The organism is Bradyrhizobium sp. CCBAU 53415 (assembly GCF_028128735.1).
Taxonomy (GTDB): Bacteria; Pseudomonadota; Alphaproteobacteria; order Rhizobiales; family Xanthobacteraceae; genus Bradyrhizobium.
Map to the genome: position 1 here is coordinate 170099 of NZ_LBJF01000024.1, position 17519 is coordinate 187617.

Sequence of the window (17519 nt, forward strand, 5' to 3'; positions counted from 1 at the left end):
GCCCTCGCGATGCTCGCCTTGTCCTTCGTTCCCGCCGCTGCGGCGGGCCTGACCGGCCAAGCCAGCATCATCGACGGCGACACGCTCCAAATCCACGGTACGCGCATCCGTCTCGCCGGTATTGATGCGCCGGAAAGCTCCCAGCTTTGCCGGGGCGATGACAGCCTGCCTTATCGTTGCGGTGCCAAGGCGGCGAACGATCTAGATGCGTTCGTCGCGAGGCGGCCGGTGAGTTGCGTGCCGGTATCGCAAGACCAATACGGTCGGGCGGTAGCGACGTGCTCAGTCTCGGGGGCTGATCTCGCAGATTGGCTCGTGCGCAACGGTTACGCGCTCGACTGGCGTCGCTATTCCGGTGGCCGCTACAATGCTGCCCAGCGGGAGGCGTCACGTGCCGAGCGCGGTATATGGGCGGGCAGCTACGTTGCGCCATGGCTGTACCGAGCCTGCATTCGGGCGGGGGGCAAGCCGGGCAAGTGTTCGGACGATGCCAACGCGCATCCCTGATGATTGGTGAGTGGGCCGACTCAGGATAGCGAGGCGCGATGAGGTACGCCGCCGATCGTCCCTTCGCCGACAAGGAAGCCGCAGCCACGAAGATCATCGAGATCGCCAGAGGCATCGAGGCGGTGCAGGACGGTCATATCTTTATTGAGCTGGTCAACCTGCCGTTTCTCAAGAGCGGCGTTAACGGTGAGGAGTTTAGCGCTGGCATCATGCTCGCCTATGAGCGTGAGATGCTAGAGCTTCACGAGTCAGGGACCTATGTTCGGCTCCGTAGCCGCACAGGATAAGGTCCCCCCAGCAATAATCTATGCCAGGGGCGAGTACATCTTTGGGCTCTAGTCAGGACTAGAGCGCAGGTCTACCGATCGACCTGTTCGGAACGGGAACTGTAAAATCGACAACCGTCCGCGGCCGTGCTTTAGTTAATATAGGAATGGCGCATTCACCGGGAGCTGGAGCGCTATCCCAGATGTTGCGGGCATATCTGGTTTGAATAGCCCAAACGATCTCGTCTAACTTGTTGTTGTCCACGAGACCAGCCTCAACAAGCGACTTGCCGACCTCCGCAAGCACTTGAGCCGACTGCTCGAAGGTAATCGCTGCCACTTCGGGCGGAGCGGGGCGATGGCAGCGATGAACTTCAAAAAGCCAATCGTGGATCACATACGCTGGCCCAAGACCCCAAGGTGAGAGACCCGGAATGCTCCAAAATATGCGTGGGATGGAGCCGCCATCCGTGTACATCGTTTCCGGCACGATAGGAGTATTCAGGAACGATGGCTGAAAGCTCAACGGATTGCCCGTTTTTAGATAGATGAACTTATCCTCGCGTGTCCACTGAACGACAACGCGACCTTTTAGGATACCGTCTCCGTACCTGATCCACCCCACACACCCCGCAAGGGTGACGGCAACAAATAGTACCGGCGCTAACACGCGCCAGTAACGCGCTTCCCATTTCATGGCGACCCCCAATGTGTCGCCCAGCCCCAGCAATCAGCTTACTACGCCATTGGTTAAAACTCAACTACGCGCTGAATACCCCGTGAAACGCACCCATGTCCGCAGCATCAACAGACCCAAGTGCCGCGCTGCGGTGACCAATGGATGCTGCCGCAGCGTGTCAGAACTTCGACCGGCTCATAGCAGCCGCGAGATTGATCAAACGCACGAGTGAACGCCACCGCCCCGCAGTACGCCGAACAGGATGCGACCGCTTCGGCCGCCGCGATGGCGGCTTCCGCCGATGGCAGTTCGAATGCCGCTGTCTCATCGGCGACGATCTGGCCGTCGTCGGCACGGATGGCGATGGGGACTACCCAAAACAGACCGTCGGGCTTCACTCCAACGCCTTCGACTCTTGCTCCCATGTTTGTTTGCTCCTTATCTATCTTTCGGTGCTTGCTGGTTCGAGGCATGACGCCGATCGCAAAGCGATTTGATGACAAAGAAACGGGAGGCGCGAAGGCGAACCTTCACGACTCCCGCAAGTGCCGCAGCTCGCGGCTGTTGTCCAAGGCAGGAACCGACCCCTCACCACCGATGAGCTGCGGGATAAAAGGCGCGAGGCTAGCGCCGTTTGGTCGCCGCCTCGCGACCCAGCTAGTTTGTCGTCGGTAAAGATCGAAGAAACCCGACGATTGATAGGACCGCTGGGATTTAAGAGAATGAACCGTTAAGGCGCACCACTCCCGTCGATGACGGGTTCGCTGCATCGAGAATGGCGACGCCGATCAGCGTGTTGGAGGTTGCGGTCGTGGTGACGTTCTTGGCGACGTTATCCCAATAGACCTTCTCGCCGACCGTCCATGCTTCCGCGCTGTTCTTGGTGAGCGTGAAAACGCCCTTCACGACGAGAACGTCGTCAGCGCCGTTAGCGCCGCCGTTGGCGCACACGCCAAACATCGAACCGATGAGAGCGCCGTCGCCGGAGTTGCGAGCATACGGCAGAGCCACATCGATATGGTCACAGTGGACCTGATATTGATTTTTCACTTGCAGATTTCCTCTGGAGCGAAGCGGCGAGCCAGATGCTCACCGCCGATCGATTAAGCGCCGGGGTTGCGGAAAGCGCCACGGAAGTCGATGGCCCCGACCGCAAAATCGTGCTCCAGCGAAACGCGAACGCCCTGCATGCCGAACGGCTCATGCACGTTCGTGCGCGGGCCAGCGGACCCGTTAAGGAAGCCGTAGATGAAGCAGGGGATGCGTTTCGGATCGCTGAAAACATACCAACTCGTATCCATGATATTCGCGTCGGAGACCGCACGAAGCTTGCCGGAGAACGGGTTGACCGAACCATACTGCGTGGGAGTGATCGTCGCCACGAGCTGATCGATGACAGTTTCCTGATCCGGGCCAGCGAGGATAATCGCAGGCGGCACGTTGATGAAGTTGCCCGAGAGCGACTTCATGCCACGCAGCGCCTTGCGAGCGTCGGAGATGGTCGAGACCGAAGGCACCGCGCCAGTGTCAGCGAGGTTGCCATGGTTGGAGTGGAACACAGCGGTGCTGTCGGTCTTGAGCGTCGGATTGGACGAGAACATTTGGAAGAATGTATCGTTCTCGAAGATGAGAACGGTATCGCCAGCCGAGCCAAGGATTTGGTCGATCGCACCGAGATCATCGTTCACGAGCATCTGCCGGGAGATGGTGAATACGACGCCGTAGGGCGTGATCGAAACATTCTCGCCAGCGTCGCCGGTCGTGCCGGAGCGCAGCTCACCGTTCTCCTGAACGGGCTGGATCATCGGGAATTCGCCCGCGCGAACCTGCGGATGCGGACGGAAATCCTTGAACGGACGTTCGACCGCGAGTTCGCGGTAAGTCGGGGTCACGAGCGTGTAGCGCGCGAGCAGGCTCTTATTGAGCGCGTTCTGGAAGATGTTGGGAAAATCCGACGTGCTCTGGAAGGCACGCTCGAAGATCGTCAAACGATCAACGGTCGTCATGGCGAAAGTGCCGCGACCGCGCCAGCCGATTGCTTGCGCCGCCAGCTCGACAAGGCTGAGGCTCATATACTGGCGAGCCTGATCCTTGTACTTCTCGAAGTGCGCCTTGCCAGCCGGGTCTTTCGGCCCCTCATAGCGGAAGCCGGAGCTTTCGAGAATGCGCGTGGTCAGCGCGATCGACATGGCGTCTGCCACTCCATCGTGTTCTGAGCGCGAGATGCGAACGTTCATTTCAGTGTTCTCCAGATGAGTCGGCTGCGGGCTCTCGGCTCGCGCAGCGGAGTTGAATTGCGATTGCGCCGGTTGGCGCGGAATGGCGGCGAAGGACGATTGAAGGTCGAGCATCCGCTGACGCGCCTGCATGCGGGCACGTGCGGCGCTGGCATGCGGTGATGATGCAGCATCGAGAGAACGGATCATCGCACTCGCATCCGCTGGTACGGTCACGAGCGACGCTTCAAGCAGTTCCCAGCGGATAGCCGTGAAGGTCAAATCAGCATCGAAGGGAATACGATCCTTGTCAGGATCAAGCCTTTTTCCCTTGCTGTCGGTGATCTCCCAATCGCGAACGATGTACCCGGCCGAAATTCCAGCGATCTCGCCACGGGCAACCATGCCCTCAGCGACGCGACCGCGTTCGGTGTCGTTGAACTGGAGACGGCCCCAGAGAGCGCCACCCTTGAACCACGTCTCAGTGAAGCGTCCAAGGTGGTTTTCAATACCTCTCTGGTTATGGCTGTCTAGGAGCGGGATGCCGGCTTTCGCCATGCGGCTAAGATCGACCGCATCGGGCGAGATGCGCAGCTTCTCGGTGCCGTATGAGCGCTGCACTGCCGAGCCCATGGAGATCACAGCATCGACGGTGCGCGCCTTGGCGTCGTAGCTCTTGGGCGCGGCGATGCTTTCTGCAAAGCGCTTGCCGCCTTGCAATTCACGAATTTTCATTTTGGAGAGTTCCTATCGGCCGATTGTGCATCGGCCCTTGATCGTTGCTGCGCCGATCAAGCGGCGCGATCGACCTTGACGAACTGTGCGGGCCTTTCGCGCTTAATCATGTCGGCGATGTAGTCCAGCTCACCTTCGAGCCGACGCGCTGCGATTGGCACTTCGACGCCGATGCTGCGAGCCAAGCCCGCAAGCTCCCGCGCGACGAACGCATGCTCGCCGAGTTTGGCAACGGCCGGGAGGAACTCGGCGGCGGCGTCGAGGAAGGCATTCAGCTTAGCAGCGTACTCCTGACGGCCCCGACTGAGATCGGCAACTGCTTGCTCCGCCGCTTCGGAGGCTAGAAGTTCATCAAGGGCGGACTGGGCTTCGACAATCTTGATATCCAGCGCGGCCAGCGCAGAAGTCAGACCGGAGACACGACGTTCAGCATCGGCAAGCCGCGCTTCCTTCGCCGCGATCTCGCTGCGTGACACGTTGCCACTGATGAGTGCAGTGTGTAGATCGTCGGTGAGCGACGAAGCCGTCGCTTTCTCAGCATCGAGCTGAGAGACAAGATCAGGGCGACGAGTTGTGAGTTTGTCGCGATCAGCCCGCAGCCGTGCAGCGGGCTCTTTTCGGAGAGGCAAAGAGAGTGCCATGTATGGTCCTCTTGTGGTGTCTTTGTGAGTTGAGTGGACCGTGCTGCGGTCCTGAAATGGGAATTCCGGTTGAGTTAGGAATTCGCGGGTCGATCGAACTGTGTCGTCGCCCTAACGAGGTCAGCTTCCGCTGATAAAGCCCCCAGCTCCTTGCCGGGATTTAGCCAGCTCGCGACCTTGATCGCGAGAGCCCCCTGAATGCCTCAGCGCGGGTGTCGCGCCGTTACGCTGAGTTGCATATCGAGCCCTTCATCCAACCGGAGGACAATCTCGACTTGGTGCGACAATCACCGCCGCAAACGGGTCATCCTTCCACGATGACACCGTGCATAATAGTCGGCACACCTCTTGTTCGCATGAGGCTCGCAGAAGCTCGCAGAAATGGAACTCATCGCTGGGCGTGCGATCACCGGGCAAGGAGATGTTGCTTGCCTTTGATCCATGCGTATTGTTCGAGCCAACTGCGCCAGCTCACCGGACATACCTCGTGAGGAGTGTTGAAACCTCTGAGCTGTCGGGAGACAATCTCGCCACGTTCGCACGCGGCCCGGAGCGTGTTCTCGGAGGCTAAGCCGCGAGGAACGCTTTTCATCATCGTTGCGAACGGCACCCAGCTCGGCTCAGTGGCATTCCCAGCTCTGAGCCGCGCTATGGCTGCATTGGTGGAGTCGCCAGCGCGTTTCTCAGCTTCGGCAACCTGTCGCTTGAGGCTCGCCACTTCGCGCCGAAGCGCCAAGTTCTCCTGATTGGCATCCGCGAGTTGCGCTTGCAGATCGGCTTGTCGGTCCGAGACGATCCTTCCGCGCTGGAGCGCATTGGGAGTGATGTGCGTGAAACGGAGTAGAGCCCGCAGGGCGTGACCGCCGAGAGCGGCCCTTATGTCCGGCACGGGCAGTCGGAAGTGATCGGTTAGATGAGTGAAGGCGTTCATTGGATTGGGGTAGCCCCTTGTTCACGACCGACATAGGCGTGCCGCGCCGTCGCGCAACCCCGCCATACTGTTGAAAGGTCCCGATTGGCAGCTCCCTCACAGCGCCGGGAACGCACGGAGCGCCGAGCCGAACGGACGGTTTTTGCTCGGCCAGAGGATTACCCCCTTGCCCGCAAAGCAGACATAAGAATGATAGCGATTGACCCGACTGGTATCGTCGTGAGCCGTCCGCATCTGGCAATGCGGGCGGCTCTTTTTGTCTGGATGATGGTGGTTGAGTTGACGACACGTAGTCGCGGTTCGGCTCGATCGCCACACAGACCGCGCAGGGTGTTAAATATCGAGATGGGGAAATGCTCTGCGAGAGCAGGTACATAGCGAGGTTTTTGCGTCCACGACTCCAGTGATGCGTCTGCCGCCGCTCTGTGTTATCCGAGTGCTATTCCCGACACCGCCGTGACGACCAACGACAACGTGCGTCGTGGGGCTGCGACTCTCCCTGATACGTCGATCTCGTCGGCCGACGCGGGCTATGATCTTTGATCAAGCCGAATGGAACGCATTCCAATGACTAGGATGAAAACGGCAGTCGCTTATGCGCGGTTCTCAAGCGATCTTCAAAAAGACCGTTCGATCGACGACCAAGTTGCTCTCTGCGAGTCCATCGCCAAGCAGCATGGTTATCGCGTGGCGAAGGTCTACCATGACCGCGCCAAGTCAGCCGCGACGATGTTCGAGCGCGATGGCCTGCTCGATCTGATGAAGGACACTAAGGCTGCGAAGTTCGATGCTGTGATCTGCGAGAGCCTTGACCGCATCTCGCGCGATCAGGAGGACTTGGCCGGTATCTTCAAGCGGTTCAAATTCCGCGAGATCAAACTCATCACGAGCGATGGCGAGGCCAACGATGTCAGCGTCGGCGTGCGAGGCATCGTCGGCTCGATGTTTCTCACTGATCTCGGCAACAAGGTAAAGCGCGGTCACAACGGCCGAGTGCGTGAAGGCAAGTTTCCGGGAGCTGTGACCTACGGCTATCGTCGCGTGCTCGGAAAACCGGGCGTGCGCGAGATCGACCCGGAAACTTCAAAGGTGGTGCTCCGCGTGTTCACCGAATACGCGAGCGGCAAGACTACGCGCGAGATCGCGGCCGGGCTGACCAGAGACGGCATCCCCACGCCGAGCGGCGGGAAGCACTGGAACCATCAGACATTCACGGGCGGTCGCGGTGGCAAGCGGGGCATGATCGGCAATCAGATTTACATCGGGCGGTTGATCTGGAACGCGAACCGTTCTGTGCTGGACCCCGATAGCGGTAAGAAGCTCAAGCGTCGGGGCAAGCCGGAGGACGTGATCGCGGTTGAAGTGCCGCATCTGCGGATCGTGCCGCAAGAGCTTTGGGATGCGGCCAACGGTGTTTGCACGAGCCGCGCTGAGGCCAAGTTTGGAGCCGGAGGGAAGCGCCCTCAACGGGTCGGGTATCGGCCATACAGTCGCGAGCACCTTCTCGCTGGGATGCTGTCTTGTGGCTCATGCGGCGGCCATATGAGGATTGCGCAAGTCTCCCGTGATGGCGGACCGCGCGTCGCTTGTGCGGCTGCGCATCAGCTCGGCACCTGCCAACATCGCAAGTCATATGACATGAAGGTGTTAGAGGAGACAGTGCTTGCCGGCATAAAGGCCCACTTAACCAGCCCAGAGGTTTTGAAGGAATTCACCAAGGGCTATCACGCTGGATGGGCTGAGCGGCAACGAGAGATGCGCTCAGATCGCGATAACACGCAACGGGCTCTCAATCGTGCTACTGTCGCAATTGATAGGGTTGTCACCGCGATCACAGAGAGCGACGAGCCTGTTAAGGCCCTGACAGAGAAGCTCAAGAGGCTGGAGACTGAGCGCGCCGGTTTGGAGGAGAAGCTCCGGCTCATCGAGAGCGACGGCGGAGCCAAGGTTGTCAGCCTGCATCCAGCAAGCATCGGCAAGTTTGCCACGAGCATCGACGCGCTTCACGCTGCCCTGACACGAGGCGGTGACCCCGTTGCCCTCGCGCCCTTCCGTTCCGCCTTCCGCAACGTGTTCGACCGGATTGTGGTGCATCCGACCGGCAAGCGGATGCCTTACGAGATCACGCCATACGCTCGGCTCAGTGCGATCATGGGGGTCGAGCTATTCCCGAAGGTGCGCAGCACTGAGGAAATCATGCGAGAACAAGGGTTTGGCTGTACCGATTTTGTCGGCCCGGAAAAATCCGTGTCCTCGTAGTAGACGCGGACCTGCATGTGGTGGCGGCCGTCGCGGATCTCGCCGTCGAGATGAGCTGTCACGTCGCGAGCCTCTTCGCTTGTCGGTACCGGCCCGTTTTGCGCAAAAACGGCGGGCCACGCAAGCGCAGGTTACACCACCAGAGGCCCTCGCCCCAGCGTCACCTCGACGATCTCCGGCGGCACGCCGACGCGGAGCGGCATGATGCTGCAACCGAGGCCGCCGGAGATGATGACGTCGCATTTCAGCCTGACATGACCATAGGCAAGGCGGACGCCATGCTGCGGCGGCACTGCGGGGGACCAGCCGAGCAGACGGACCTGGCCGCCATGGGTGTGGCCGGACAGTTGCAACGCGACGCGCGCGGGCACGCGCGGCGCGATGTGAGGCTCATGCGCGAGCAGGATGATGGGCGCATCGTCCGTGACCTTCGCGAGCGTCGCATTGAGATCGTCGGCACCGAAGCGCACCATGCTCCGGAAGCGTCGCGCCGGCAGGAAGGCGAGCTGATCGCCGAGACCGGCGAGCCAGAACGGACGGCCGTCCTTGGTGAGACGCACGACATCGTTCTCGTAGACGGGGATGCCGGCCGCTTCCAGCGCGCGATGCGCGACGGTCGTCCCCTGCCCGGCCCGCTGCACCGTCCTGTCATCCCAATAATCGTGGTTGCCCATGACGGCGTGGACGCCGAGCGGCGCCTTGAGGCCGGCCAGCACGCGAGCCCATTCACGGCACGGAATGATGCGCGTGACCTGATGAAGACCGGCGACATAGTCGCCAAGCAGCACGATGAGGTCGGCGTTCAGCGCGTTAGTGTGGTCGACGATGGCCGCGACCCGGTCCAGCGGCATCCAGGGATCGCAGGCATGGATGTCGGCGATGACGGCAATCTTCAACGGAAGATCCGCCGGCCACTGCCGCGGCGTCGGACGATAGCGCGTGACGCGGAGCCGCAGCACCGGCTCGACGCCGACGCCATAGGCGGCGGTCGAGACGCCGAGGGCGGACAGGCCGCCGATGGAACGGATGAGATGGCGGCGCGTGATCATGGAAGCTCGCTTCTAGTGCAGCTTCTCGATGCGATGCGATTGAAGCGGAATTGGGATGCGCGTGCAGATCGTCTGCATTGGTCGCGCCGGCTGGCGCGTTGAAGCGCGCACCACATCGACGCCAGCTCATCGGGCGGCATCGGGTCCAGGAACGCCTCGGTCTCATCAGGTGTGCGCAACTGCGGCGCGGCCTCGATGACCTCGAGCAGTCCAGTGTCGTCCGTCAGCCCCATTCTTCTCACTCCAATCCGTGTGCGTGAGCGGCGATGCCGTTCGCCACACTTTCGGATTAGTGATGGGATTGAAGCAGCGGGTTCACCGCTTGCGGCAGTCAGTCGTCCTCGGACTGATCCGTGCCGAACAGGCCAAACTGGGCCGGGTCGCGCGTAGGTTCGGCAATACCGAGATGGCGGAAGGCGTGCGACGTCAGCAGCCGGCCGCGCGGGGTTCGCTGCAGATAGCCGCACTGAATGAGATATGGCTCGATGATGTCCTCGATCGCGTCGCGCGGCTCGGACAGCGCTGCGGCCATGGTCTCGACGCCCACCGGGCCGCCGCCATAATTCGTCGCGATGGTCGTGAGATAGCGGCGGTCCATCGCGTCGAGCCCTGCGGCATCGACCTCGAGCGCACTCAGCGCGTGGTCGGCGATCTCACGGTCGATCTTGTCGGCATCGGCCGCCGAGGCGAAATCGCGCACACGCCTGAGCAGGCGGCCGGCGATGCGCGGCGTGCCGCGGGCGCGGCGTGCGATCTCGTTGGCGCCGTCGGCGCTCATACCGACATTGAGCACGCGCGCGCCGCGGGTGACAATGCTCTCCAATTCCTCGATCGTGTAGAAATTCAGCCGCACCGGGATGCCGAAGCGGTCGCGCAAGGGATTGGTGAGCAGGCCTGCGCGCGTGGTGGCGCCGACCAGGGTGAATTTCGACAGCTCGATCTTCACCGAGCGCGCCGCCGGGCCTTCGCCGATGATGAGGTCGAGCTGGAAATCCTCCATCGCGGGATAGAGCACTTCTTCCACCGCTGGGCTGAGGCGATGGATCTCGTCGATGAAGAGCACGTCGCGCTCTTCGAGATTGGTCAGCAGCGCGGCGAGATCGCCGGCCTTGGCGATCACCGGTCCCGACGTGGCGCGAAAGCCGACGCCGAGCTCCTTGGCCACGATCTGCGCCAGCGTGGTCTTGCCGAGGCCGGGGGGACCTACGAACAGCACGTGATCCAGCGCCTCGCCGCGCTTGCGCGCCGCCTCGATGAAAATGGAGAGGTTCTTGCGCGCCTGCTGCTGGCCGACGAAGTCGGTCAGCGATTGCGGGCGCAGCGCGGTGTCGCCGACATCGTCGCTGCGGCGCTCGGGCGACACCATGCGGCTGGCCTTGGGATCGCTCACTTGGCGAGCTCCTTCAGGCCAAGGCGGATGAGCTGGGCCGTCTCGGCATTCTCGCCCGCATTACGCGAGGCCGACGCAATCGCCGCGGCCGCCTGCGGCTGGCCGTAGCCGAGATTGACGAGTGCGGAGATTGCGTCCGCCACCGGGCGCGGCGCGCGCTGGTCGTCGACGGCGCCGGCGAGATGCACCACGGCGGGATCGACATTGGCAAAGGCCGGCGCCTTGTCCTTCAATTCGGTGACGATGCGCTCGGCGACCTTGGGGCCGACGCCGGGCGTGCGCGCCACCGCGGCCTTGTCGCGCAGCGCAATGGCGTTGGCGAGATCGGAAGGCTGTAGCGTGCCGAGCACGGCGAGCGCGACCTTGGCGCCGACGCCCTGCACGGTCTGGAGCAGCCGAAACCATTCGCGCTCCTGGTCGGTGCGGAAGCCGAACAGCTTGATCTGGTCCTCGCGGACATAGGTCTCGATCGACAGCACGGCGGCCTCGCCCGGCGAGGGCAGGTGCTGCAAGGTGCGCGAGGAGCAGTGCACCTGGTAGCCGACGCCGCCGACGTCGAGGATGACGAAATCCTCGCCGTAGGAATCGATCAGGCCCTTGAGCTTGCCGATCATCTCCGGTCCCCGGTCGCGGCAGACACTTCTCTTTCGTCATGGCCGGGCTTGACCCGGCCATCCACGTCTTTGACCCCGGCAACAAAGAACGTGGATGCCCGGAACAAGTCCGGGCATGACGGCGGCGATGGACGACGATCGATCATATCCCCACCACCTTCAGCCGCAGCGCCGTGCTCTGGCGATGATGGGCGTGGGTAATGGCGATGGCGAGCGCGTCGGCGGCGTCCGCCGACGGCGGTTCTGCCTTGGGCAGCAATATCTTCAGCATCATCGCGATCTGTTGCTTGTCGGCGTGGCCGGCGCCGACCACCGTCTTCTTGACCTGGTTCGGCGCATATTCGGCGACACTGATGCCGAACATTGCGGGCGCCAGCATGGCGACGCCGCGGGCCTGGCCGAGCTTCAGCGTCGCGACGCCGTCCTTGTTGACGAAGGTCTGCTCGACGGCGGCCTCGACCGGCTGGTGGCTCGAGAGCACGGCCGCGAGCCCTTCATGGATCGCGAGCAGGCGCCTCGACAGCGGCAGATCGTCCGGCGGCTCCACCGAACCGCAGGCGACGTAGATCAGCCGATTGCCCTCGGCCTCGATCACGCCCCAGCCGGTGCGGCGCAGGCCGGGGTCGATGCCGATGATGCGGACGGGGCCACGAATCGGGAGCGCAGTCATGGGCCAGTGATAGCGGCTGGCTGCCGCGGGGGAAACAGAAACAGAACGGAAGTAACAGGGGAAAGGCGGTCTCGTACCCCGGGCGCAGCGCAGCACGCATGCTGCCCTGCTGAACCGGGGCCCATGTTGCCAGCGTTGTCCAGAGAACGATGGGGCCCGGCTCAGCGCAGCAGCGCTTCACGCTGCAGCGCGTCCGGGACACGAGAACGGCGTCAGCCGCCCATCTTCGCCATCAGCGCGTCCGACACCTCGAAATTGGCGTAGACGTTCTGAACGTCGTCATGCTCGTTGAGCAGGTCCATCAGCTTGAGCAGCTTCTCGCCGGTCTCGTCGTCGACCGCGACCGTGTTCTGCGGCTTCCAGATCAGCGCGGCCTTGCGCGGCTCGCCGAACCTGGCTTCCAGCGCCTTGGCGACGTCGCGATAGCTTTCGGTCGAGGCGTAGATCTCATGGCCACCTTCGCCGGAAACGACGTCGTCGGCGCCGGCTTCGATTGCGGCATCCAGCACCGCATCGTCGGAGGCGACGCTGCGGTCGTATTCGATGATGCCGGTGCGGTCGAACATGAAGGACACCGAGCCGGTTTCACCGAGATTGCCGCCGGACTTGGTGAAGAAGGAGCGGATGTCGGAGGCGGCGCGGTTGCGGTTGTCGGTCAGCGCCTCGACGATGACGGCGACGCCGCCGGGGCCATAGCCCTCGTAGCGGATCTCGTCATAATTCTCGCCGTCGCTACCGAGAGCCTTCTTGATGGCGCGCTCGATATTGTCCTTCGGCATGTTCTCCTGGCGCGCGGCGATCACGGCGGCGCGCAGGCGCGGATTCATGGCGGGGTCGGGGGTCCCCAGCTTGGCGGCGACGGTGATTTCCCGCGCCAGCTTGCCGAACAGTTTCGACTTCTGGGCATCCTGCCGCCCCTTGCGGTGCATGATGTTCTTGAATTGGGAATGTCCGGCCATGCGTGGTCTCGTTAAGGAATCGTGCGCCAAGGTGAGCGTGGGAAGCGCGGCCTTATAGGCCGCCAACCCACCGGAATGAAAGAGGCTCTGCGACTTTAAGGTAACACCGTAGTGGCCCCTGCCTAGAGGTCAGGCACCGTTAACCCTGATTTCATTCCGGGCTGCGAAAATAGCGCCCGATCGTCCCCCGACAAGAGAGAGCCTATGGCGTTCGGACTATTTCGGAAGCGTCTGCCGGACCGGGCTGCGCCTGCGGCAGCCCCAGAGGGTGCGCAGCCGGCGGCCCGATCCGCGCCCGCCCCGACCGCCGAAGGTGATTCGGCCCGGGAAATCCTGGAACTGCTGGAACTCGAGCTCGGCGCGATGATACGCCAGCTCGAGCGCGCCGCCAATTCCGTCGCCGGCGGCGCCGAGGCGACCGCCGCGACGCTGGCCGCCATTCGCGACCGCACCGATGCGCTGACCGGCCGGACCAACGCGGCGCAGTCGACCGCCTCCACCTTCGCCCATGCCGCCGACAAGTTCACCCAGTCCGCGCAAGGCATCGGCGCGCAGGTCCGCAATGCCGGCAAACTCGCCGACGAGGCCAGCGCCGCGGCGCAGGAAGCCCGCGCCAATGTCGACCGCCTGCGCGAATCCTCGGCCGCGATCGGCAATGTCGTCAACCTGATCGCGCAGATCGCGCGGCAGACGACGCTGCTCGCGCTCAACTCGACCATCGAGGCCGCGCGCGCCGGCGATGCGGGCAGAGGCTTTGCGGTCGTCGCCACCGAGGTCAAGGCGCTCGCCGTGCAGACGCAAGGAGCCACGGAAGAAATCACCAGGAAGATCGACGCGCTCCAGCGCGACGCCGCCGGCTCCGCTGATGCCGTGCACCGCATTTCGCAGGCGATCGAGGCGATCCGCCCTGTCTTCGACACCGTCAACGGCGCGGTCGCCGAGCAGAACGCCACGACCAGCGAAGTCTCCGGCAATGCCGCCAGCGCCTCGGAGTTCATCATCTCGGTCGGCGAGAGCGCGGCCGAGATCGATGCCGCGACCAAGGCGGCCGAGACCCATGGCGAGAGCGTCGCAAGTGCCGGCAAGGCCGTCACCACCTTTGCCCAAAAGCTGAAATCGCGCTGCGCCGTGCTGCTCGGCCATAGAGAGCACGACGACCGCCGCAAGACCGAGCGGCTGCCCTGCCATCTCAAGTTCGAGACGACGCGCGGGGTGATGCCGGTCTATGAAATCGCGATGGAAGGGGTGCTGATCGGCGGCGCGGATGCGGGAAGGCTCGCACCGCAAGCGATGGTCGAAGGCACCATCGAAGACATCGGCGCCTGCCGCCTGCGCGTGGTCGAGCAATCCAAGGCCGGCGCCCGCGCGCAGTTCGTTGGTCCCAACGCCGCACTCAGCGAGAAGATCGAGGACAAGCTCTGGTCGATCCATGAGGAGAACACGGAGTTCGTCACCCGTGCCATGGAGGCGGGCAATGCGCTGACGAAGATATTCGAGCAGGCAGTTGCGCGCGGCGAGGTCAGGACGGAGGACCTGTTCGATACGGACTATTTGGAAATCGCGGGCACCAATCCGCAGCAATACCGCACGAAATATCTCGACTGGGCCGACCGCGCCCTGCCGCCGTTCCAGGAACCTTTTCTGGCGAGGGAGCCGCGCATGGCGTTCTGCGCCATGGTCGACCGCAACGGCTTCCTGCCGGTGCACAACAAGATCTATTCGCATCCGCAGCGGCCGGGCGACGTCGCCTGGAACACGGCCAACAGCCGCAACCGGCGGATGTTCAACGATCCGGCGGGGCTTGCCGCCGCGCGCAACCTGCGCTCGTACCTGGTCCAGAGCTATGCGCGCGACATGGGCAACGGGAACACGGTGATGATGCGCGAGATCGACGTCCCGATCCGCGTGCAGGGCCGGCACTGGGGCGGATTTCGCACTGCCTACAAGCTGTAGTGCGCGCTCAGGCAAGACGGCGGCGGCGAATCATCCTTTAAGGTCGAATTTGGAATGGGAATGCCGCCGTGAGCCGGTGAACGGCTCTGACTGGAGGACTCATCGAACATGTCCGTCGCACAACTTGCCGTCATGGACACCGGCTCCAACCGCACCCTCGCCGAGCGGCTGATTGATCAGCTCGCCGACCGCATCGGCGGGCTCGGCGTGGAACTCGCCGACATCGCCGGCAACGTCCAGGAGGTCGCGAGCCGCGTCGCGAGCCAGTCGGAACGCTTCCACCACCTGCAGAAAACGGCCGAGACGATGGTCTCGGCCAACCACGCCATCGCCAACGCATCGCAGGCGGTGCAGACGACGACGTCCGCGGCGGTCGGCGAGATCGTGCAATCGCGCAGCGCCGTCGACACAGCGGTCAGCCATATTTCCGAGCTCGTCGCAGCCGTGGAGCGGATCGAGGCGCGCCTCAGCGCCGTCGGCTCGGCACTGGCGCAGGTGGCGAAGGTATCCGGCTCGATCGAGGCGATCGCGAAGCAGACCAATCTGCTGGCGCTGAACGCGACCATCGAAGCGGCACGCGCCGGCAACGCCGGCCGCGGCTTCGCGGTGGTCGCGAGCGAGGTCAAGAACCTCGCGGAGGCCACCCGCCAGGCCACGCATGAGATCTCCGACACCGTGCGCGATCTCGACGGCCAGATCGAAGGCCTGATCGGCGAAAGCAGTGATGCTTCGCAGCGCGCAAAGACCGCCGGCGAAGGCGCCCGGCAGATCTCGGGCATCATCTCGCGCGTCCAGCAGGGCTTTGCCTCGGTGGAAGCGGAGATCGACAGCGTCGCGCGCGCGGCGACCTCCAATCTCGGGCATTGCGACACCGTCATCAGCGAGCTCAACGAGCTCGCAAAAGGCGTCGAGCTCTCCTCCAGCGATCTCAAGAACGCCGACGAGCGGGTGGCGAAGCTGCTCGACACCTCCGAAGGCCTGATCGCGCTGATCGCCGACAGCGGCGTGGAGACGTCGGACGCGCCGCTGGTCCGCGCCGTCGTCGACACCGCGAAACGGATTTCGGCGGAGTTCGAGGCTGCGATCGACCGCGGCGAGATCACGCTCGACCAGCTCATGGACGAGAACTACCGCGAGATATCAGGCACCGATCCGAAACAGTACCTCACCGACTACGTCGCGTTCACCGACCGCTTGCTGCCCGCGATCCAGGACCCGATCCAGAAATCCGATCCCCGCATCGTGTTCTGCGTCGCCTGGGCCAAGGGCGGCTTTCTGCCGACCCACAATCCGAACTACCGCCTGCCGCAGGGCAAGGACCCGGTCTGGAATAACGCCAATTGCCGCAACCGCCGCCTGTTCACCGATCGCACGGTGAAGAAGGTTGCGGCCAACACGAAGCCGTTCCTGCTCCAGACCTACCGCCGCGACATGGGCGGCGGGCAGTTCGTGCTGATGAAGGACCTGTCCTCGCCGATCATGATTCGCGGCAAGCACTGGGGCGCCTTCCGGATGGGGTTTCGGCAGAGCTGACGGCCGCTCCTGCGGCCCTTGAATCAAAAACCTGAAAAACAACCCCATGCACAGTAGCCGGGGTGCGCGAAATCAATGGCTTATGCCGGCAGGCCATGGCGCGCGTTGACTCGTCGGGCAAAACAGGGGCATAATGCTATTATTCCGAAATTACGCATTTGAGCCGGCGGGCTCTGAGCGCGCGCCTCGTCCTTCGAGACGACCGCTTCGCGGTCTCCTCAGGATGAGGCTAAGCCGCATCGAGGCTCATCAAAACCTACGGCCGCACACTCGGTCCTCATCCTGAGGGCCCGCCAACGGCGGGCGTCTCGAAGGATGGCCGCAAGCAAGGACGTGCCGCCGTCCCCGACTTTCCCAATCGCACGAATTTCGTCATCGCATGATTTTGCGGATTTGCACGATCATCTGCGGCGGCCGATGTCGCACGCGACGAAAATGGGTCAAAACATGACGATTATCATATCAATCAGCCCAGAACCTTTGCAGCGATCGCCGCACAAATTCGTGAACGTCATGGCCTCACGCCTCGTTCGCGCAAATATGCATTGCCGGAAATTTCGACGCTTCATCGTTTCGCGTCGATATGATTATGGTCACGCAAAATTCGTCGAGTGATCGCCGCAAGCGATCGCCCAGCAAGGGAATGCATATGGCAACTGTTCTCACCATCAATGGCGAAACGAAATCCTTCGACGCGCCACCTGACATGCCGCTGCTGTGGGTGCTGCGCGACATCCTCGGCATGACCGGCACCAAATTCGGCTGCGGCATCGCGCAATGCGGCGCCTGCACGGTGCATGTCGACGGCAAGGCGGTGCGTTCCTGCGTGCTGCCGGTCAGCGCGGTCGAGAACCGCACCGTCACCACGATCGAAGCCGTCGGCAACACGCCTGCGGGCGCGAAGGTGCAGAAGGCCTGGCTCGAGGCCGAAGTGATCCAGTGCGGCTACTGCCAGTCCGGCCAGATCATGTCTGCAGCTGCGTTGCTGGCGACCACGCCAAATCCCGACGATTCCGACATCGACGCCGCGATGGCCGGCAACATCTGCCGCTGCGGCACCTATGTGCGCATCCGCGAGGCCATCAAGCAGGCCGCCAACGGCCGCCAGTCCTGAGGT

Annotated in this window: 18 protein-coding genes and 1 pseudogene; 6 read left to right on the forward strand and 13 right to left on the reverse strand. The window is 63.0% G+C overall.

What is annotated here, in order from left to right; genetic code table 11:
* Window positions 1–9: 9 nt before the first annotated feature.
* Entirely contained in the window at window positions 10–507 is a 498-nt protein-coding gene (locus XH87_RS19075) for a thermonuclease family protein (RefSeq protein ID WP_271588449.1), read from the forward strand.
* A gap of 38 nt (window positions 508–545) precedes the next feature.
* Window positions 546–794 carry a hypothetical protein gene (locus tag XH87_RS19080; protein ID WP_271588450.1) on the forward strand — a complete coding sequence of 83 codons (249 nt, stop codon included), beginning with the start codon at window positions 546–548 and terminating at the stop codon, window positions 792–794.
* A 58-nt stretch (window positions 795–852) separates the two neighbouring features.
* Here XH87_RS19080 and XH87_RS19085 read toward each other — a convergent pair whose 3' ends face one another.
* The 6 genes from XH87_RS19085 to XH87_RS19110 all read right to left on the reverse strand — a co-directional run bounded on the left by XH87_RS19085 (window position 853) and on the right by XH87_RS19110 (window position 5975).
* On the reverse strand, window positions 853–1470 hold the full coding sequence (locus XH87_RS19085; protein WP_271588451.1) for a DUF1353 domain-containing protein: 618 nt from the start codon (window positions 1468–1470) through the stop codon (window positions 853–855).
* 107 nt (window positions 1471–1577) lie between these two features.
* Window positions 1578–1877 carry a hypothetical protein gene (locus tag XH87_RS19090; RefSeq protein ID WP_271588452.1) on the reverse strand — a complete coding sequence of 100 codons (300 nt, stop codon included), beginning with the start codon at window positions 1875–1877 and terminating at the stop codon, window positions 1578–1580.
* Window positions 1878–2166: 289 nt separating this feature from the next.
* Window positions 2167–2502, reverse strand: a complete 336-nt coding sequence (locus XH87_RS19095) for a DUF2190 family protein (protein WP_271588453.1) — start codon at window positions 2500–2502, stop codon at window positions 2167–2169.
* 53 nt (window positions 2503–2555) lie between these two features.
* Complete coding sequence (locus tag XH87_RS19100) at window positions 2556–4403, reverse strand: phage major capsid protein (protein WP_271588454.1); 1848 nt, start codon at window positions 4401–4403, stop codon at window positions 2556–2558.
* 56 nt (window positions 4404–4459) lie between these two features.
* Entirely contained in the window at window positions 4460–5044 is a 585-nt protein-coding gene (locus tag XH87_RS19105) for a hypothetical protein (RefSeq protein WP_271588455.1), read from the reverse strand.
* A gap of 406 nt (window positions 5045–5450) precedes the next feature.
* On the reverse strand, window positions 5451–5975 hold the full coding sequence (locus XH87_RS19110) for a hypothetical protein (RefSeq protein WP_271588456.1): 525 nt from the start codon (window positions 5973–5975) through the stop codon (window positions 5451–5453).
* Between the two features lie 576 nt (window positions 5976–6551).
* Here XH87_RS19110 and XH87_RS19115 point away from each other — a divergent pair.
* Window positions 6552–8234 carry a recombinase family protein gene (locus XH87_RS19115; protein WP_271588457.1) on the forward strand — a complete coding sequence of 561 codons (1683 nt, stop codon included), beginning with the start codon at window positions 6552–6554 and terminating at the stop codon, window positions 8232–8234.
* Here the strand turns inward: XH87_RS19115 and XH87_RS19120 are convergent.
* From XH87_RS19120 to XH87_RS19150, 7 genes and pseudogenes are all read right to left on the reverse strand, one after another.
* Window positions 8210–8293, reverse strand: a pseudogene (locus XH87_RS19120) (acyl-CoA thioester hydrolase); the annotation flags it as partial. The gene XH87_RS19115 and the pseudogene XH87_RS19120 sit on opposite strands and share 25 nt — an antisense overlap.
* A gap of 72 nt (window positions 8294–8365) precedes the next feature.
* Window positions 8366–9283, reverse strand: coding sequence for a metallophosphoesterase (locus tag XH87_RS19125; protein WP_271588458.1), 918 nt, complete (start codon window positions 9281–9283; stop codon window positions 8366–8368).
* Complete coding sequence (locus XH87_RS19130) at window positions 9280–9516, reverse strand: hypothetical protein (RefSeq protein ID WP_271588459.1); 237 nt, start codon at window positions 9514–9516, stop codon at window positions 9280–9282. Before XH87_RS19130 ends, XH87_RS19125 begins: the two co-directional genes overlap by 4 nt.
* Before the next feature lie 98 nt (window positions 9517–9614).
* On the reverse strand, window positions 9615–10649 hold the full coding sequence (gene ruvB, locus XH87_RS19135) for a Holliday junction branch migration DNA helicase RuvB (RefSeq protein ID WP_271588702.1): 1035 nt from the start codon (window positions 10647–10649) through the stop codon (window positions 9615–9617).
* A 20-nt stretch (window positions 10650–10669) separates the two neighbouring features.
* Window positions 10670–11287, reverse strand: coding sequence for a Holliday junction branch migration protein RuvA (gene ruvA, locus XH87_RS19140; protein WP_035708442.1), 618 nt, complete (start codon window positions 11285–11287; stop codon window positions 10670–10672).
* A gap of 142 nt (window positions 11288–11429) precedes the next feature.
* Complete coding sequence (ruvC, locus tag XH87_RS19145; protein WP_035708445.1) at window positions 11430–11957, reverse strand: crossover junction endodeoxyribonuclease RuvC; 528 nt, start codon at window positions 11955–11957, stop codon at window positions 11430–11432.
* A 212-nt stretch (window positions 11958–12169) separates the two neighbouring features.
* The gene (locus XH87_RS19150) at window positions 12170–12916 is read right to left on the reverse strand and encodes a YebC/PmpR family DNA-binding transcriptional regulator (protein WP_271588460.1); all 747 of its coding nucleotides are present in this window, start codon (window positions 12914–12916) and stop codon (window positions 12170–12172) included.
* A 204-nt stretch (window positions 12917–13120) separates the two neighbouring features.
* On the opposite strand from XH87_RS19150, the gene XH87_RS19155 reads away from it, so the two are divergent.
* The 3 genes from XH87_RS19155 (at window position 13121) to XH87_RS19165 (ending at window position 17516) form a co-directional block, all read left to right on the forward strand.
* Entirely contained in the window at window positions 13121–14869 is a 1749-nt protein-coding gene (locus XH87_RS19155) for a methyl-accepting chemotaxis protein (protein WP_271588461.1), read from the forward strand.
* 108 nt (window positions 14870–14977) lie between these two features.
* Window positions 14978–16402 carry a methyl-accepting chemotaxis protein gene (locus tag XH87_RS19160; RefSeq protein ID WP_271588462.1) on the forward strand — a complete coding sequence of 475 codons (1425 nt, stop codon included), beginning with the start codon at window positions 14978–14980 and terminating at the stop codon, window positions 16400–16402.
* Between the two features lie 649 nt (window positions 16403–17051).
* The gene (locus tag XH87_RS19165; RefSeq protein WP_271588463.1) at window positions 17052–17516 is read left to right on the forward strand and encodes a (2Fe-2S)-binding protein; all 465 of its coding nucleotides are present in this window, start codon (window positions 17052–17054) and stop codon (window positions 17514–17516) included.
* The last annotated feature ends 3 nt before the right edge of the window (window positions 17517–17519 follow it).

What these genes read in the sequence shown, in the direction of transcription:
- XH87_RS19075 (WP_271588449.1), top strand. Translation starts at nt 10, where the DNA reads ATGCTCGCCTTGTCCTTCGTTCCCGCCGCTGCGGCGGGCCTGACCGGC.
- XH87_RS19080 (WP_271588450.1), top strand. Translation starts at nt 546, where the DNA reads ATGAGGTACGCCGCCGATCGTCCCTTCGCCGACAAGGAAGCCGCAGCC.
- XH87_RS19085 (WP_271588451.1), bottom strand. Translation starts at nt 1,470, where the DNA reads ATGAAATGGGAAGCGCGTTACTGGCGCGTGTTAGCGCCGGTACTATTT.
- XH87_RS19090 (WP_271588452.1), bottom strand. Translation starts at nt 1,877, where the DNA reads ATGGGAGCAAGAGTCGAAGGCGTTGGAGTGAAGCCCGACGGTCTGTTT.
- XH87_RS19100 (WP_271588454.1), bottom strand. Translation starts at nt 4,403, where the DNA reads ATGAAAATTCGTGAATTGCAAGGCGGCAAGCGCTTTGCAGAAAGCATC.
- XH87_RS19105 (WP_271588455.1), bottom strand. Translation starts at nt 5,044, where the DNA reads ATGGCACTCTCTTTGCCTCTCCGAAAAGAGCCCGCTGCACGGCTGCGG.
- XH87_RS19110 (WP_271588456.1), bottom strand. Translation starts at nt 5,975, where the DNA reads ATGAACGCCTTCACTCATCTAACCGATCACTTCCGACTGCCCGTGCCG.
- XH87_RS19115 (WP_271588457.1), top strand. Translation starts at nt 6,552, where the DNA reads ATGAAAACGGCAGTCGCTTATGCGCGGTTCTCAAGCGATCTTCAAAAA.
- XH87_RS19125 (WP_271588458.1), bottom strand. Translation starts at nt 9,283, where the DNA reads ATGATCACGCGCCGCCATCTCATCCGTTCCATCGGCGGCCTGTCCGCC.
- XH87_RS19130 (WP_271588459.1), bottom strand. Translation starts at nt 9,516, where the DNA reads ATGGGGCTGACGGACGACACTGGACTGCTCGAGGTCATCGAGGCCGCG.
- ruvB (WP_271588702.1), bottom strand. Translation starts at nt 10,649, where the DNA reads ATGGTGTCGCCCGAGCGCCGCAGCGACGATGTCGGCGACACCGCGCTG.
- ruvA (WP_035708442.1), bottom strand. Translation starts at nt 11,287, where the DNA reads ATGATCGGCAAGCTCAAGGGCCTGATCGATTCCTACGGCGAGGATTTC.
- ruvC (WP_035708445.1), bottom strand. Translation starts at nt 11,957, where the DNA reads ATGACTGCGCTCCCGATTCGTGGCCCCGTCCGCATCATCGGCATCGAC.
- XH87_RS19150 (WP_271588460.1), bottom strand. Translation starts at nt 12,916, where the DNA reads ATGGCCGGACATTCCCAATTCAAGAACATCATGCACCGCAAGGGGCGG.
- XH87_RS19155 (WP_271588461.1), top strand. Translation starts at nt 13,121, where the DNA reads ATGGCGTTCGGACTATTTCGGAAGCGTCTGCCGGACCGGGCTGCGCCT.
- XH87_RS19160 (WP_271588462.1), top strand. Translation starts at nt 14,978, where the DNA reads ATGTCCGTCGCACAACTTGCCGTCATGGACACCGGCTCCAACCGCACC.
- XH87_RS19165 (WP_271588463.1), top strand. Translation starts at nt 17,052, where the DNA reads ATGGCAACTGTTCTCACCATCAATGGCGAAACGAAATCCTTCGACGCG.